Below are 17,091 nucleotides of genomic sequence, written 5' to 3'. Positions count from 1 at the left end.
CTTCGTGTCCCGATCGTTGCCCACCCCGCACAAGCTCGTGCACGCACCCACGCCGGTGCGCCGGCTCGATGCGCTCTGCCAAGCCGGCGTGGAGATTTGGGTCAAGGACGATGGCGTCAGCCATCCGGACTATGGCGGGAACAAGATCCGAAAGCTCGAGTGGCTGCTGTCCGAAGCGGAGCGCCGCGGCGCGCGGCGCATCGTGACCTCGGGCGCGGCCGGCAGTCACCACGTGCTGGCGACCACGCTGTTCGCCGAGCGGGCGGGCATTGCCGTTGCGGCCGTCATCTGCCCGCAGCCGCGCACGCCGCACGCCATCAGCATGCTGCGGGCCACGGTGGGCACGGGCGCCGAGCTGCATGCCGTGGGCTCGATGGCGGGCGTTCCTCTGGGAACGCTCCGGGTGCTGCGCCGCGGCGACTACCTGATCCCCCCCGGCGGCTCCAACGTGCTGGGCACCCTCGGCTACCTGCGGGCGGTCGCCGAGCTCGTGGGGCAGATCCGCAGCGGCGAGGCGCCCGAGCCCGACGTGTTGGTGGCGCCCCTCGGATCTGGCGGGACCGTCGCGGGCCTGCTGGCCGGAGTGCTACGAGAAGGGCTGCGGGCTCGGGTCGTGGGCGTGGAGGTGGCCACCCTGCCCGCCCTCGGCAGCGCGATGGTGCTGGCGCTCTCCGCTGCGGCGCTCCGACGTGATGGCGGCAGCGCGGGCCTGGGCCGGCTTCGCCGACAGCTCGAGGTGGACGGTCGCTTCCTGGGACGAGGCTACGGCGCGCCCACTTCAGCGGGGGAAAAAGCGATGGAGGTCGGCCGAAACCTGGGCCTCGGCCTCGACCCCACCTACACCGCCAAGACCTTCGCACGGGTGCTAGAGCTGGCGGACACGCCACGCCTCGGTGGGCGTCCGCTGCGGGTCCTGTACTGGCACACCCTGAGCAGCGCATCGCTTGCGCCGCGCCTGGCCGCCGCGCCCGCCTTCGAAGCCCTACCCGCGGGGCTCCAGGAGTTGCTCCCGGCCCCCAGATCCTGACGCGCAAAGCCGGGGAAAATCGTGTAGTTGATTGGATCCGAAAGGTGTTTCCGTAGCCGTCCTGGCATACTCTGGCGGCGTTCAGGCTTTTCCCGACTCGTTCATGGTGGTCTCCTCCAACCGATGCTGTGAGCCGCGCCTGCCCCGACAGCGGTGCTACCAGCGCGAGCTAGCCCTCGCTGTCCCGGGCGTGCAGTCGGCCCAGGAGACTGCGTCGTAGATGGCCTCCCCTCAGCCCAAGTCCCACGTTCCCCCCGGCACTGTCGTCGGGGACAAGTTCCGCGTCACACGCGAAATCGGTCGCGGCGGCATGGCGGCGGTGTACGAGGCGGAGAACATCCACATCGGCAAGCGCGTCGCGGTCAAGGTGCTCAACGCCGAGCTCGTGACCTCACGCATCGTTCGGGAGCGGTTCCTGCGCGAGGCTCGAGCCGCAGCGGCCATTCGCAGCCCATACATCTGCGACGTGTACGACTCCGGCGTTTACGACGGGCGCCCCTTCCTGGTGATGGAGCTGCTGGAGGGGGAGAGCCTGTACGACATGATGATCCGCGTCCGCCGGCTGGACGTCGATCTCACCATTCGGGTGGCCACCCACACCTGTCGCGGCCTCGCCAAAGCGCACGAAGCCAGCGTCATTCACCGGGACCTCAAGCCGGAGAACATCTTCCTGACCAAGGCGGAGGACGGCGAGCTGGTCGCCAAGGTCCTCGACTTCGGTCTCGCCAAGTTCTACGAGCCCACCACTGCGGATCCGGATCAGGTGCGGCTCACGCGGGAAGGCGCGCTGTTCGGAACGCCAGCGTACATGAGCCCGGAGCAGGCCAAGGGCAAGGGCGACGTCGACCATCGCGCCGATCTGTGGGCTCTGGGCTGCATCGTGTACGAGTGCCTCACGGGCCAAACGGTGTGGAACGTGGACCAGGGGGTGGCCATGATCCTGGCCCAGATCGCCGGCGCCCCCATTCCCAAACCCAGCAAGCTGCGCCCCGATCTGCCACCCAGCTTCGACGCTTGGTTCGCCAAGGCGCTGGACCGGGACCCCAACAAGCGCTTCCAGGATCCCAAGGAGTTCGCCGACGCGCTGGCGGTGGCATTCCAGAAGGGCAGCGTTCCCTCACTTCACCGAAGCCCCGCCCCCAGCGACGAAGAGGGCGCCGTGGTCGACGAGCTCGTCGGACAGAGCCACGCGGCGATCCCGGCGCCCTCGTCGATCCCTCAGCAGACCTTCGACCTCTCCCCGGACGAAGTGCTCACGGTACGCCCCCCCCCGAAGGGCGGCGGCGCCGGCCGCGCCATCGCGGCCCTGGTAGCCGTCGCGGCGATGGCCATCGGTGGCTACCTGTTGTGGTTCTACGTGCTGCACCCGCCACGGGTCGCGACGCAGACGCCCCCGGCCCCGAGCGCCACCGCCGCGGATGCGGGAGCCCCGGACGCCGCCCGAGCGGAGAAGCTCGAGCCCGTGGAGCAGGAGCCTTATGCGCTGCAGATCGGCAGCGCCCAGAAGCTCTTGTCCGAAGGGCGCCTGGAAAACTCGCTGGCGATGTTCAAGGAGGCCTTCAACAACGGCGGCAACGGCGCGGCACGATCCCTCTTGAGCCACGCGACGGTCGGCCTGCCGAAGAGCGACGGGCCCTGCCGTGTCACGGGGCTCTCCCGCCCGCGCCCCTTCGACGTCGTGGTGATGTCGTCGCGACCGAGCATCGCCCTGTCCCCGCTGGGGCCCATCGCCGTGTGGGTCGACAACCACCAGGACCCCGCCCGCCGGCAGGCGTTCTCCGCGGTGCTGGACAAGGCGCTACGCCGGGTCTCGCCGGAGAGATTGGTGACGCCGGAAGCGGAAAGCGTGCGGCACCCGCAGCTGGTCAGCGCCAACGACAAGCTGGCATTGATTTATTGGGACGGCGCGGGCAACGACCCGGGCGTCTACGTACGCATGCTGGCAGCGGATGGGCGCATCGCGAGCCCGGCCCATCGTCTCTCTGGTGTGCAGCGCCACGAGTTCTATCCCGCCCTCAGCCGCGCCGCGGATGGAAGCTTCTGGGCCGTGTGGGAAGAGAAGCTGGGCAAGAGCTCGGACCTCGTGGCGCGACACCTGAACGCCGAATCGGAACCCCTGGGGGACGCGGTGCGCCTGACGGCTTTCGCTTCGGACACCGACGCCACCAAGCCCGACGTGGCCATCGACGCCGATCACTTGAACATCGTGTTCACGGCGGAAAAGAAGAAGAAGCAGCAGGTGATGCTGCTGCGCATCGCGCTCTCCGATCCCGGACTGACGACGGGCATCGTGGAGGACGAGAAGAAAAAGAAGAAACGGCGGAAGGACGACCATCGTCACCTCGGGGAGATGACCCCCGTGAGCGCCAGCCACGGCAAGAACGCGCAGCCACGCATCGCGTGTGGCGGCGACGGCTGCTTCGTGGTGTGGGACGACGAGAGCGCGGGCGCGCTGGCAGCGTTCATCGATCGCAAGAAGGGCGAGGCCCTTTGGCATCGAGAGTTCGCGCGCAAGGGTTCCCGCCCCGGAATCGCGTCGTCGCCCACGAGCGTGGCGACGACCTGGTACGAAGGCTCCCGGGTGAAGATCGCCAAGCTCACTCGAGACGGCGTGGAAGCCCCCACCACCCTGGCGCGCGTGGGCGGCTACCAGCCCTACCCCGCCATCGTGGCCGGTCGCGAGCCGGGCGAATGGTACATCTCCTGGAGGGACTACGAGGCGGGACACCTCGAGGCCTTCGTGGTGCGGACGGAGTGCCCGTGACTCGCAGCGCCCAACCGAAGGTGCCGCCCACACCGCCCCCGCACATGCTGGCGATCCCGTCCCGGGCCACGGTGCGACGAAACCCGGTGGAGTCGCAGCGGCTCTTGCTGTTGCCCATAGAGCCAGTAGACGGCCCGGAGCTCTGGGACGCCGTGGACGGGTCGCGCTGGCACCTCGAGCGCTGGCTACCCTGGGTTCCCTTCAGCAACACGCCCGAGGCCAGTCAGCGCTATGCGGAAGCGTGCGCCTCCGACTGGGATGCCGGGCGCGCGGTGCGCTTCGCGATCCGCGATCGCCAGACGCGTGACCTGCTCGGGGTGGTGGGCCTCGACTCCTGCATTCATCTGCACCGCTCTTGCGAGCTCGGCTACTGGCTCCGGAGGGAAGCCACGGGCCGCGGCCTGATGACCGAAGCTGCCCGCGCCTGCGTCGACTTCGCGTTCCAGCGCATGGGCGTTCACCGCGTGCGCTGCGCAGCGGCCACCGACAACCACCCCAGCCTGCGTGTCATCTCGCGCTTGGGCTTCCGCTTCGAGGGAATCGCCCGCCAGGCGGAGTTCGTCGGATCGCGCTGGCTGGACCACGCCGTCTTCGCCCGCCTGAGCAGCGATCCCTGAGGCGAGCGTGCGGCGACCTCTCCGGCGCCGGCTCCCCTTCCTTCCGCTGGCCCCGGCGGCGGTCGTTGCGCTGGGCGTGCTCACCGCTGCCGCCATGCTCGCCATCGGCATCGCGCAACTGCGCTCCCAGAGCGACGACGCCGCCGCGATGCGCGCCAAGATCGTCAGCCACACGCTGTCGGCGCGATTGCGCGCGACGCAGGCGGAGGATCGCGCGGCCGTCGTGGATCGCGCGGCGCGGCGCTCCGGCGCAGAAATCCTACTGGTGCGACAAGACGCCAGCATCATCGTCGACAGCAGCCTGGGTGCCCCGCCACACGAAACGCTGCACGACATCTTGGTGGAGGTGGAGGGGGAAGCGCAGACGGAGCTCGGTCGCACGCGCTACCACGTCACGCCCCTCGGGCCGCCGTTCCAGCATCTCTCGGTGGTCACCTTCGTGCGCGCTCCGGAAGCGCCGTTCGCCACCAGCTCGCTGCTCACCAGCGTGGCGGCGCTGACCGCGATCCTGATCGGCGTGGCAGCGCTGGTGGCGTTCGCCATCGCCCGGGACGTCCGAGCGGACGTGGACTACGTGCGGGAACGGATCGTGGGCATGGCCGCCGAGGGCGCGGCACCCGCGGGAAAACCCATCGCCGTTCGCTCGATGGACCAGATCGGCCTCTTGACCAGCGCGTTCAACGCCCTGGTGGACCGCTTCACCGCGGCGGAGCTCGCTTATCGGCAGGATCTGGCCGGCGCGCTCTCTTACGACCAGAACCGAGCCGCGTTCCTGGCCGCCCTGAGCCACGAGCTGCGCACGCCGCTGAACGCGATCTTGGGTTTCACGGAGGTGCTCCTGAGCGAGGTGGACGGTCCCCTCAGCGCGGATGCCCAAGAAAACTTGAGCGTCGTTCGCAACAGCGGCGAGCACCTCCGAGCGCTCATCGACGACATCTTGGATCTCTCCGCCCTGGAGTCGGGCGAGCTCGAGCTGTCGCCTCGCCCCGTCGACATATTTCCCATCGCCGAAGAAGTCGTCCGCGAACTGTTGGTCACGGCCCGCGCCAAGGGTGTGGGCCTCGAGCTCAGCGGCGAGCACGCCGTGGCCTGGGCGGACGCTCGCCGCGTGCGACAGATCTTGAGCAACGTGCTGGGCAACGCCGTGAAGTTCACCAACGTGGGCGAGGTCCGGATCCGAGTGAGCACGGAGCCGGGGTGGGCGGTATTCCGCGTGACGGATACTGGGCCGGGCATTGCACGCGAGGATCAGGGCGCAATCTTCGACGAGTATCGCCAAGCCGGTGACACCGGCGCTCGTAGCATCGGCACCGGACTCGGGCTCGCCATCACCCGGCGCCTGGTCAACATGCACCATGGCAGCATCGAGCTCGAAAGCTCGGTGGGCGTGGGCTCGTCGTTCACCGTCTGGCTGCCGGTGGAGCCAGAGCCATGAGCGCGACGGCGGCGAAACTCGGCTCGCGGGCGCTGGGCTGGCAAGTCACGTTCACTTTGGGCACCGCCGCGGTGGTCAGCTTGGTGCCCCGTTTCTTGTTGCTCCGGGGCGACGTCGCCAACGACGCGACGCGCGGGCTGCTCGCGGCGGTGGCCTTCGGGGGCGTGGTGGCGGTGATTCGCAACGCCATCGTGCTCCGCCGCCACCGTTTCGTGCTGCGTGCCCTGGCGCTCGGCTCGCGGGCGGTCGAGGGCTACGAGCTCCAGGAGCTCAATCAGGACGCAGGGCGCGTGACCGCCGGCTGGTTGATCCCGCCGCTCGTCGCCCTGGCGGCGCTGGCCACGGTGTTTCGACCGGTGCTGCTGGATCTGACCACCGGTATCAGCGTGGCGCTGGTCGGGAGCGTCTTCGTGGCGGCTGCCGCCCTGTCGCTGCACGTGGTCATCCGCTCGCGGATTCTGCGCGCCATCGAGCTGGCGCCGCCGGACGTGCTGGGTGAGGTGGTCGAGCCCATGGAACGCGACGGCCTACCGCGCCGGCGGACGGTGAGGCGGCTCCTGGTTGCGGTGATGCTGCCCGTCGCATTCGTGGCCATCGGCTCCGCGTTGATCGCCAATGCACACGTACGGCGCGCGGACGAGCGCCAGCGCGAAGAGACCGCGCGAGTGCTCGCTCGGGTGGGGCTCGACGAAGTCTTCGGCGTGCTTCCGGACGCGGGCCTGGGCGACGCGCTGGATCAGGCGCACGATTTGGGCTTCGACGCCCGCGTGTTCGAAGCCGTCGCGCGCTACCGGGTGGAGCGCGACGAAAACGGCGTCGTGGAGCTCACCACGCCGCTGGACGAGGGCTCCGCGAGGGTCCGCTTCAGCGGCTCCACCGTCGGCGTGCTGTCCCTGGGCTCGGCTCTGGCAGCGCTGTTCGCGATCGTATTGGCGGGGCTCCTGGGTACGCGCCTCGGGCGCTCGCTGCAGAACGATCTGGCCATCGCCACCCGCGGCATCCGGCTGTTGGGCACCGAGGCCGTGATCAGCGGCGGCACCCGCGTGATGCGTCCGGCGCGCTACCGGGATGTCGAGGCGCTCGGACGCGCCATCGAGCGCCTGGCAGACCGCTTCCGGGTCTTCGCGCGGGCGCAAGAACGGGCAATCGCGGCCCGCGAGCGCGCCGCGCGCATGCGCGGGCTGTTCTTCGCCAGCGTGAGTCACGACCTGAAGAGTCCGCTGAACGCGATCTTGGGCTTTACGGAGCTGGTGCGGCAGTTGGAGCCCGTCACCGCGGAGCAGGCCCAGAGTCTCGACCTCATCGAGCGGCGCGGCCGCGAGCTGTTGGCGCTGATCGAGACCATCTTGGACGCGGCACGCGTGGAGGCCAAGCAGCTGAATCTGGTGCGCGAGCCCGTGCGGATCAGCGAGCTTTTGTCCGACGCCGTCGCCAAGGGCAAGGACCTGGGCGGCGACCGCGCGGTGGAGCTGGTGACGGAAATATCGGAAGGCATTCCGACCCTCGAGCTCGACCGCGTGCGCGTGGCTCGCGCCATTGCGGCGCTGATTGGTCACGCACTACGGAGCGCGGATCGCAGCTTCGTGCGCATGCGCGCCACGCCTTCGCGCACCGGAGGCGCACGCATCGACATCGAGGTCCCCAGCGCCAAGCTCAGTGCGCGGCAGCTGGAAGCGCTGTTGGAGCCTTCCTACACTCCATCGCGGGGCGAACACCGCGGCCTGGTCTTGGGGTTGGGGCTCGCGCGTGCCGTGGTGGATCAACACGGTGGGTCCATCTCGGTTGCGGATCGCGGGGACAAGGGCAGCGTGCTGTCCGTGCGCTTGCCCGCGGGTTGACGCGCTTGCCGCCTTGCCGCCGCCGTGGTCAAACGCGCCATGGACGACGTCGACGCCCTGGCTCTCGCGGAGCTGATTCGAAACAAGAAGGTGAGCTCGAGGGAGCTGGTGGACGAGGTCATCGCGCGCATCGAGCGCGTGAACCCCGAGCTGAACGCCATCGTCACGCCGATGTACGAGCAGGCACGGGCCCGCGCGGCGGAGCCCCCGGGGGACGGGCCCTTCGCCGGCGTGCCCTACCTTCTGAAGGACATCCTCGCCAAGTGCGAGGGGGTCCGCTTCACCTCTGGTTCTCGCTTCTTGCAGGACTACGTCGCCGACGGCGACAGCGTGTTGGTGGAGCGCCTGCGCAAGGCCGGGTTCGTGTTCGTGGCCAAGACGAATACCCCGGAGTTCGGCTTCTTGCCCACTACCGAGCCCGCGCTGTTCGGCGCCAGCAAGAACCCTTGGGATACCGGCCGCACCACCGGAGGCTCGAGCGGCGGGTCCGCAGCAGCCGTCGCCGCCGGCATCGTTCCGGCAGCCCACGCCAACGACGGCGGCGGCTCCATCCGGATCCCCGCCTCGTGCTGCGGACTGTTCGGCCTCAAGCCGACCCGCGGTCGCACCAGCCTGGGCCCGGATCTCGGCGACATCATGAGCGGCCTCGTGGTCGAGCACGCGGTCACGCGCAGCGTCCGGGACAGCGCAGCGATCCTGGACGCGACACTCGGCCCTGCGCCGGGGGATCCGTACTTCGCAGCGCCACCGACCACGCCGTATCTGCAAGAAGTGTCGCGGCAGCCCGGCAAGCTCAAGATCGCCGTCAGCAAGAAGAGCACCACCGGTGTCCCGGTGCACGCCGATTGCCTGGCCGCCGTGGAGGACGCCGCCAAGCTCTGCGAAGAGCTGGGTCACGTGGTGGAAGAGCAGGAGTCGCCCATCTCGGGCGACCTGTTCACGCACGCGTTCATCGTGCTGTGGACGGCCGGCGCAGCCGTCACGCTGGAGGGCGTCTCGATGATGACCGGACGCACCGTGCGCAAGGAAGACGTCGAGCCGCTGAGCTGGGCGCTGGCGGAGACGGGCCGTTCGCACACCGCCCCCGCTTACGTCATCGCGAACACGCTGTTGCAGCGGCTCTCCCGGGAGGTCGCACGGGTGATGCAGCGTTACGATGCCTGGCTGTGCCCCACCCTGGCGGAGCCCCCCGTTCCCCTCGGGAGCTTCGACGCACCGCCGGACAATCCGCTGGATCCGCTGCGTCGCGCGGCGCTGTTCTCTCCCTTCACCCCGCTGCAGAACGTGACCGGCGAGCCTGCCATGACGGTTCCGCTGTTCTGGAACGCCGACGGCCTCCCCATCGGCGTGCAGTTCTCCGCAAACTACGGCGACGAGGCCACGCTGTTTCGGCTGGCTGCACAGCTGGAGCGCGCGCGCCCGTGGAAGGACCGACGTCCCGCCGTCCATTGCTGAGAGCGCTCCTCGTCCTCGCCTTCGTTTCCACGCCGGCGTGGGCACAAAAGCGCGCCCAGGACCCGAAAGAGGTCACCGGAGTGGTGCAAGAGGAACGGCGTCGCTCGGACCCCGGTCGGGACGCCATCAACGTGCTCCTATTCGTGCCGCGCTCCACCGTGGAGCTGCTCTTCACGGCGACGGGTGCAGCGGCGGTAGTCGTCGAAGAAGAGCAGGTCGTGCCTCGGGTGGAGGACATGCTGCACCCTCCGGCCGGAGAGATCCGAGCCTTTCCTACGCTGTTCGTGGAGACCGGCAGCAGCTTCAACGTGGGCGCCCGGGCCCTCGCCCGCGCGGACCACTACGCTGCGACCGTGCGAGGCGGCGTTGGCGGAGCCCACGACTTCGTCGCCGAGTCTCGCGTCGGTCTCAGTCTGCCCAAACCCCTACCCTTCGCGCTCTCCCTCGAGTCCTTGCACGACGAGCGGTCCGCCATCGGCTACCTGGGCCTCGGACAGGACCCCGCCACGGATCCGCGCAATCGATTCACGGGCGAAGCTCGCGGCGCAGTCTACCGGGAGCGCCGCGGTCGCTACATCGTCTCTGCGGGTACTCGCGTCCATCCAGACGTGGAGCTGTTGCTCTCCACCAGCTTCACGCGACGCCACGTGCTCGATCCGCCGGACTCCACCGACACCCTCGAGCGCGTGTTCGTACCGGGGTCGGTACCCGGCACCGGGAGTGAAACGCACTTCCTGTACCAGGAGGCTGCGCTGCGCCTGGATACGAGAAAGACCCGCGGCGGTCCCTCGACGGGCGTGCTGCTGGAGGGCTACGCCGGCCACGCCGACGGCGTGGACGACACGGACGCGGCCTTCGCCCGGGTCGGCGGCCGCGCCGGGGCGTTCGTGTCGGTGGTCGAGAAATCGAACGTGCTGTCGCCCCGTCTGTCGCTGGACGGTCTCGCGCCCATCGACGGCGCAGTTCCGTTCAACGAGCTGCCCCGGCAGCCGGATTTTCGCGGCTTCGACAATCGGCGCGACTACGTGTCCGCGGTGGCGTCCCTCGACTATCGTTGGACTGTGATGCGCTATCTGGCGGCACGCTTGCTGGTGGACGCCGCCACCGTGGCGCCGCAGCTGAGCGAGCTGGCACCGGAAGACGCGCGCTTCGCAGCGGGTTTCGGCTTCGACGTCTTCAGCCGTTCGACGCAGCTCGGTAGCCTCGCCTTCATTGGTAGCAGCGACGGCTTCCGTTTCACCTTCAGCTTCGGCGTGTCGTCCGGCTTCGGCGATCGCCAACACCGGAGCTGACGTGACGCGCGCAGCCTGGCTCGGTCTGGCCCTGGCGGCGTGCACGCCGCACCCGGCACGCTATGCCGACGCACCCGTGGTGACGGCGGTCGCCGACAATGCGCCCATTCCGCTCCCGCGCTCGACCTCCTTCATCGAGCCGGTCGCGTTCACCGAGGCCTACGTGCGGCGACCGATCGTCGACGCTCTCGACGCCTCGCGCACGCCCCGAGCACGAGACGTGAACGCCTTGGACGAGGTGCCGCGCTCCAGCTACTGGCTGGGCGCCGTGACGGAGCCCGAGCGCCTCGCCAGCGCGTACGCCGTGGCGGGACCGCCGCGGTCTCCCCTCGTTCTGAAGAAGGATCGCGGCAGAACCCTCGAAATCGAAGATGGCCGCGGCTACCGCTATCTGCTCGAAGCGGATCCCGACGCCGAGCCCAACACCCGGAGCGCGGCAGCCGCGATCTCGAGCCGCCTGCTGCGCGCATTGGGCTACCGCTCTCCGGAGGTCTGGGTCGTCACGCCCACGGCGAGCCTACCCGAGCTCGGTCGCGCCCCGGCTTGGAGCGCCACGCGCTGGCCCGTCGGCATCGATCTCGGGCCCACACCGGCATCCGAGCGGCGCTCCGACGATCCCAACGACCGCATCGAGCCCACGGAGCGCCGCACACTTCGAGTGCTCGGCATCGTGGCCGCGTGGCTCGACATCGGCGATCTCGGTCCGGCACATCTGCGCGACGTCTACCGGGGGCCGCCGGGGAAGGGACACGTCGAGCACTACGTGGTGGGCCTGAGGACGGCCCTCGGAGTCCGCCATCTGATACACGGCGATGGCGTGGAGACCGCCGCAGGAACGGTGCGCGGCAGCCCGTTGGTCAATCTCGTCACGCTCGGCCTGCATCGACCCGCCACGCAGATCGAGGACGAGCACAGCTTGCGAGCCTTCCCGCTCTCCGCCGAAGGCTTCGACCTGGGCATGCCCTTCGATCCCATCGATCACCTGCTACCGGGCGACGAATATTGGATCGCCGAGCTTCTGACGCATGTCTCCACGAAGCTCCTCGCCGCGGCCGTGCGCGCTGGGTCCATCGCGGACGCTGGAGTGGCTCGGCACCTGCGGCGAGCCCTCGAGGCGAGACGCGCGGCGCTGGTGTCACGGCATTTGCTCGCAGCCACGCCCTGCGCCGTCACGGCCACGACGGAACGGCTGTTGGTGTTCGAGGACCGCGCGGTCGCCGAAGGCGTCGTGAGCGGAGCCGGCGCTCACTATCTCGCCGAGCTGTTCGACGAGCGCGGCCGCCCCCTGGGTCCAGCCCGACGCTTGAACGCCAGCTTGGGCGAGATCGAGCTGTCGCTGCCCCGCGCCGCCCGCGTCCGGAGCTACGTGATCGCCCGGCTCCACGCCGAGTATCCCGAACACGGTAGGCTTCCGCCGGTGGAGGTCCACCTTTCTCGCGCGACCGGCGTTTTGCGGGTGATCGGGATTCGGCGCTGATGACCCATCACGAAGACGACAGGCTCGTCCCGTGCCTGGCCCAGGCGAGCACCCCCGGCTATCTCGCCTCTCCTCTGCCGGCCGTCGACGATTCCGAGGGCGCGAGAGTTCCTGAAGGTCTACCCAGAATCGTCGACGCCCACGTTCACGTGTTCCCGGAGAGACTGTTCCGCGCGATCTGGAAGTGGTTCGACACTTGGGGTTGGCCCATCCGCTACAAGATCCTCGCGCCCGCCGTCATCGACTACCTCCGCTCCCGGGGCGTCGACCACACGGTGCTGTTGCACTACGCGCACAAGCCGGGCATCGCCCGGGGCCTCAATCGTTTCGTGGCGGAGCTGGTGAGCGAGCACTCGTCCTCCAGCGGTGTGGCCACCGTGTTTCCGGGCGAACCGGATACGGAAGCGATCTTGAGGGAGGCCTTCGCCATGGGCCTCAAGGGAGTGAAGCTCCACTGCCACGTCCAGTGCATGGCACCCGACGATCCCGCGCTCGAGGCGGTGTACCGCACCGCCGTGGCCCACGACCAACCCGTCGTCATTCACGCCGGGCGCGAGCCCAAGAGCCCGGGCTACCGCTGCGATCCCCACTTGCTCTGCTCCGCCGATCGCGTGAAAGCCGTGCTCGACGCCTACCCCGATCTGCGGCTGTGCATCCCCCACTTGGGTGCGGATGAGTTCGAGGCCTACGCCCGGCTGCTCGAGTCCCGAGACAACCTGTGGCTCGACACGACCATGGCGCTGGCCGGCTATTTCCCGGACCAGGTGCCCTGGGACCTCGTGCGCCTGCGGCCGGAGCGAGTGATGTACGGCACGGATTTCCCCAACATTCCCTTTGCTTGGGACCGGGAGCTCCGACGTCTCGCGGACGCAGGGCTGTCAGCGCCGGCCCTCGCCCAGGTGCTCGGCGGAGCCGCGACCGCCTTCTTCCGCTTGTGAGGATCCGGACTGTCGGCAATCGGACCCGGACGGGCGAATGTCTCAGCAGCGGCCCGCTGCCCTATCCCCAGTGAAACCCGAGGAGGCAAGACACCATGAAGCTCTATCACCATCCCCTGTCCCCCAACGCCCGCCGCGCCTTGTTGGTCATCGCTCACCTGGGTCTCGACGTCGAAGAGCACGTCGTGAAGCTGTCGGAGGGCGAGACCCGCAAGCCCGAGTTCTTGAAGCTGAACCCCAACGGCAAGGTGCCGGTGCTCGTGGATGGAGACTTCGTGCTCACGGAGTCCCGGGTCATCGAGCAGTACCTCGCCTCCAAGAAGCCGGAGTCCGGTCTGTGGCCGAAGGAAGGTCGAGATCGCTTCGACGTGAACCGTTGGGCGATGTGGGACGCATCCCACTTTTCTCCCGCGCTCGGCACCATCGCCTTCGAGAAGCTGATCAAGCCCATGGTGGGCGGCGGAGATCCGAACGAAGGCAAGATCCGCGACGCCGAGGCGAGCTTCGCGCAGTTCGCCAAGGTGCTCGACGGCCACCTGCAAGGTCGAGATTGGCTCGTGGGAGATTGCATCACGGTGGCGGATTTCACCGTGGCCGCGTCGTTGACCTACGCCGGCCCTTGCGGCGTCTCCCTCGATCCCTATCCGAACTTGAAGAGCTGGATGGGGCGTATCAGCGAGCTGCCGGCCTGGCAGGCCACCACGCCGAAGTTCGACGGCTGATCGCGAGGTTCCGCGCCGAGCCAACATGATTTCCATTCATTGGATGGTCTTGCTGTTGGTTCGGCGCGATGCCCGTCGCGCCCCGGACGTCGAAGATCGTCAGCGGGAGACGACGACGTAGGTCCCCTTGCCCAGCGGGCCCCCCGGTGCAGCCCCATTCCACCCCGCCGGCACCTTGGGATCGGTGAACTCGAACAGGTAGCGGCCGTCGATGGGCGACAAGTTCACGCAGCCGGCGCTCATGGGCTCGCCGAAGCTCTCGTGCCAGTAGGCGGTGTGCAGGGCGAAGGGCGCGTTGAAGTACTGCGTGTAGGGCACGTCGGCGATCCAGAAGCTGCGGTTCTCCCCCTGCTCCGGGCTCATGGTCGCTGCGCGGTGCTTGAACGTGACGCGATACACGCCCATCGGCGTGGTGCTCATCTTCACGGGGTCCTTGCCGGGCATGGGCACGCCGCCGACGCCCGGCGAGACCAGCGTGGCGTACACTGGCTTGTCGGCGTCATAGGCCACCAGCGTGCCCGAGGTGATGCTGATGAGCAGCCACTTCTCACCTTCCGCCACACCGATGGGGCGTTGCTCCCGGCGGCGGACCACGGTGGCGTCGGCTTCGTCGGTCCACAGCACGCGGCCCTTTTCGTCCTTCTCGCGTGTGGCGAGGTAGCGTTTCTTGCCGACCTCGACCGCGGCGGTGCGCGGGTCCAATGAAACGAAGCTACGCACCGCCCACTCCCCGTTAGCGGGGGCGAAGCCTTCGCCGGTCTTCACGTACTTCGGTCGCGCCTTCTCGCGGAAGAACGCGATGGGAAGCTCGACGCCCTTGCCCAACGGCGTGCCGTGGAACTGGCTCACGCGAAACGGGCGCACGCGATCCGCGGGGACCACGGTGCCATCCGCACTGAGCAGCCAAGTGCGTCCTTCGTAGCTGAAGGCGCGGGTGAACGACAGCATGGAGCCGTGGGGGATGGTCCGGCGCACCAGGCCGTGGGGCTTTTCCCGCCCGACGGAGCCGCCGTCGGCAAGGAACCAGGGGACCGAATCCGTCGCGGGGATGGCGCGGACCTCCGCCAGCTTCTCGTGGCCGCGGTTGCCCCAGGACTGCGGGCGAAATGTTCCGGGCTTGCCCAAGAAGCGCTCTTCCTTTTCCCATTCCGCGCGGGTGGGAAGGCGTCGATACATGGGCGCGCCATTGGAGAGCGCGTACTGAAACGGCATCAGCGCCGTGCTCGAGTGTGCGAGCTGCATGCCGTTCAGGTAGCGGCCCTGCATTCTGAGTGACGCCAGGCGATCCGCACACACCCAGCCGAAGGGCTCCACGGGATAGAACCCCTCGCTACAGCCCGGCCCCGGCGTGGGCTCCGCCGACCGCACGCGCACGCCCTCCCCCAGACGGATGTAGCCGAGACGATCGTGCGTCGATTTCCGAGGCGTTTCGTAGATCCACGTGGTGACGCCGCGAGAGTACACGTGGCTCGGCTTCACCGGTTCCGCGTGGGCGGAGGCGGCGATCACTACGATGGCGAACGACACGGCGCGGCGCACGGGGACACCTTAGAGCATCTGCCGTGTAACCGGAATGGGACGACCCGAGACGAAGTTCCACGGGCGTGCTTACTGCCGAAATGGCCCAGTAGTGCTAAAACGGGCGGCGTGCGTGCTTTGGAATGGGCGGCCGTCGCCCTCGCCGCGCTGCCCCTGGCGTCCTGCGGCGACAGCTCGGCAGAGGACAAGAGCGCGCCCAAGTGCGTGCAGCCCCTGCCCGAAAGCTGCGCTCCCCTGTATCCACCGACCTTCGACAACGTGTTCCAGAACACGCTGAGCAAGACCTGCGCTTCCGGCGGCGGCTCGTGCCACGGCCCTTCGGGGGGGAACGGCGGGCTCACCTTCGCAGACGCGGACACGAGCTACTCGCTCTTGACCAGCTCCCGCGTCGTCGCCGGGGATCCGGCCTGCAGCAAGCTCGTGGTGCGCTTGGAGTCGGCTGGAGAGTCCTGGAGCATGCCCCCCGGCGCGCAGCTGGGCGAAGGCGAGCGCTGCGCCGTGGAGCGGTGGATCTACGCCGGAGCCCAGCGATGAGACGCTGGCTGTACGTGTTGCTGTTGGGGCTGACGGGCTGCGGCGGCGACGACGCTGCCCCCGAGGCTTCTACCCTGAGCCGCGCGGAGCTCATGGATCCAACGACGTGCAAACAGTGCCACGAAGACCACTACCGCGAGTGGTCCGGAAGCATGCACGCCTACGCCGCGAAGGACCCGGTGTTCATCGCCATGAACCGTCGAGGGCAGGAAGAGACGAAAGGCGAGCTCGGCGACTTCTGCGTGCGCTGCCACGCGCCCATGGCGGTGGCGGAAGGCGCCACGACGGACGGGCTCAATCTGGACGAGCTGCCCGACGCCTTGAGCGGCGTCACCTGCTACTTCTGTCATGACGCGAAGAGCGTGACGGACGACCACAACAATCCCATCGAGCTTGCCGGCGGCGTCACGATGCGCGCGGCCATTTCGGACCCAGTGAAGAGCTCCGCGCACCGTTCGGGATACTCGACGCTCCTGGATCGCAACCACACGGACAGCGCCAAGCTATGCGGCTCCTGTCACGACATCGTGCTGCCGAGCCCGCCGGCCCCCGCCGCGGTGCATCTCGAGCGCACCTACGCGGAGTGGCAGTCCACGCTGTTCGCGAAGGAGCCGGCTCGAGGCGGCTTGACCTGCGGCGGCTGTCACATGCCGGGGCGGGACGGCGTGGCGGCGGACGCGCCGGGTGTGTTCGCGCGCAAGGTGCACGGCCACGGCTTTCCGGGCGTGGACGTGGCTTTGGACCCTTTTCCGGAAGCGGAAGCGCAGAAGACGGCGATCCAGACGCTGCTCGACACCACCCTTCGACTTCAGATCTGCGTGCAGCAGCTGCCGGGCACCGCCCGGGTGGAGCTGCTGCTCGAGAACGTGAGCGCTGGGCACCGCTGGCCCTCCGGAGCGGCGCAGGATCGCCGCGCGTGGGTGGAGCTTCGCGCCTTCGAGCAAGGCTCCGTGTCGTACGAGAGCGGAGTGGTGGCCGAAGGCGCGCCCGTGACGGAGCTGTCGGATCCGGACCTGTGGCTGCTCCGGGACCGCACCAAGAAGAGCGACGGGACCGACGCTCACATGTTCTGGGAGGTCGCCAGCTACGACAGCAACACCATCCCGGGTCCCGTCACGTTCGACAAGTCGGACCCGGACTACTTCATCACTCACGTGACACGACGCTACCCCCAGCAGGGGTCGATCACTGGCTCGCCGGATCGAGTCACGGCGCGCGTGCGCCTGCGCCCCGTGGGGCTCGACGTGCTCGACTCCCTGGTGAAAAGCGGGCATCTCTCCGCGAGCGTCGCGGACGCCATTCCCACCTTCGACCTCTTGCCCAACGACGGCGACGTGACGCTGGAGTGGACCCCGGAAAAGACGAAGGACCCGAAGCTCGGCTTCACCAAGCTGATCGACGGCGTGCTGGCGGAGTGCGTGACCGGCGCGGCCGCCGTCTCGCAGAAGTGACG

13 protein-coding genes are annotated in these 17,091 nt (G+C 68.8%); 12 read left to right on the top strand and 1 reads right to left on the bottom strand.

Going from position 1 to position 17,091, the window contains the following annotated elements:
• The first annotated feature begins 4 nt into the window (after positions 1 to 4).
• From H6717_03515 to H6717_03470, 10 genes are all read left to right on the top strand, one after another.
• Positions 5 to 1,027: a pyridoxal-phosphate dependent enzyme gene (locus H6717_03515; GenBank protein MCB9576088.1), complete on the top strand. Its 1,023-nt coding sequence runs from the start codon at positions 5 to 7 to the stop codon at positions 1,025 to 1,027.
• 220 nt (positions 1,028 to 1,247) lie between these two features.
• Positions 1,248 to 3,791: a serine/threonine protein kinase gene (locus tag H6717_03510; protein MCB9576087.1), complete on the top strand. Its 2,544-nt coding sequence runs from the start codon at positions 1,248 to 1,250 to the stop codon at positions 3,789 to 3,791.
• A gap of 44 nt (positions 3,792 to 3,835) precedes the next feature.
• Positions 3,836 to 4,408 (top strand): GNAT family N-acetyltransferase, encoded by a 573-nt coding sequence (locus tag H6717_03505; GenBank protein ID MCB9576086.1) that lies wholly within the window; start codon positions 3,836 to 3,838, stop codon positions 4,406 to 4,408.
• 7 nt (positions 4,409 to 4,415) lie between these two features.
• Positions 4,416 to 5,843, top strand: a complete 1,428-nt coding sequence (locus H6717_03500) for a HAMP domain-containing histidine kinase (GenBank protein ID MCB9576085.1) — start codon at positions 4,416 to 4,418, stop codon at positions 5,841 to 5,843.
• Positions 5,840 to 7,681 (top strand): HAMP domain-containing histidine kinase, encoded by a 1,842-nt coding sequence (locus H6717_03495; GenBank protein MCB9576084.1) that lies wholly within the window; start codon positions 5,840 to 5,842, stop codon positions 7,679 to 7,681. The genes H6717_03500 and H6717_03495 overlap by 4 nt, the downstream gene beginning before the upstream one ends.
• 39 nt (positions 7,682 to 7,720) lie before the next feature.
• Positions 7,721 to 9,136: an amidase gene (locus H6717_03490; protein MCB9576083.1), complete on the top strand. Its 1,416-nt coding sequence runs from the start codon at positions 7,721 to 7,723 to the stop codon at positions 9,134 to 9,136.
• Positions 9,130 to 10,428, top strand: coding sequence for a hypothetical protein (locus tag H6717_03485; protein MCB9576082.1), 1,299 nt, complete (start codon positions 9,130 to 9,132; stop codon positions 10,426 to 10,428). Before H6717_03490 ends, H6717_03485 begins: the two co-directional genes overlap by 7 nt.
• Before the next feature lies 1 nt (position 10,429).
• Complete coding sequence (locus tag H6717_03480) at positions 10,430 to 11,905, top strand: hypothetical protein (protein ID MCB9576081.1); 1,476 nt, start codon at positions 10,430 to 10,432, stop codon at positions 11,903 to 11,905.
• Positions 11,905 to 12,843 (top strand): amidohydrolase, encoded by a 939-nt coding sequence (locus H6717_03475; protein MCB9576080.1) that lies wholly within the window; start codon positions 11,905 to 11,907, stop codon positions 12,841 to 12,843. The genes H6717_03480 and H6717_03475 overlap by 1 nt, the downstream gene beginning before the upstream one ends.
• 95 nt (positions 12,844 to 12,938) lie before the next feature.
• Positions 12,939 to 13,565, top strand: coding sequence for a glutathione S-transferase family protein (locus H6717_03470; protein MCB9576079.1), 627 nt, complete (start codon positions 12,939 to 12,941; stop codon positions 13,563 to 13,565).
• 99 nt (positions 13,566 to 13,664) lie between these two features.
• On the opposite strand, the gene H6717_03465 is transcribed toward H6717_03470, so the two are convergent.
• Entirely contained in the window at positions 13,665 to 15,104 is a 1,440-nt protein-coding gene (locus H6717_03465) for a L,D-transpeptidase (protein MCB9576078.1), read from the bottom strand.
• A gap of 108 nt (positions 15,105 to 15,212) precedes the next feature.
• Here H6717_03465 and H6717_03460 point away from each other — a divergent pair, with 108 nt between their 5' ends.
• Complete coding sequence (locus H6717_03460) at positions 15,213 to 15,638, top strand: hypothetical protein (GenBank protein MCB9576077.1); 426 nt, start codon at positions 15,213 to 15,215, stop codon at positions 15,636 to 15,638.
• The gene (locus H6717_03455) at positions 15,635 to 17,089 is read left to right on the top strand and encodes a hypothetical protein (GenBank protein MCB9576076.1); all 1,455 of its coding nucleotides are present in this window, start codon (positions 15,635 to 15,637) and stop codon (positions 17,087 to 17,089) included. Before H6717_03460 ends, H6717_03455 begins: the two co-directional genes overlap by 4 nt.
• Positions 17,090 to 17,091: the final 2 nt, after the last annotated feature.

Source organism: Polyangiaceae bacterium (genome assembly GCA_020633235.1).
GTDB lineage: Bacteria > Myxococcota_A > Polyangia > Polyangiales > Polyangiaceae > JACKEA01.
This window is presented reverse-complemented; position numbering and strand designations above follow the sequence as displayed.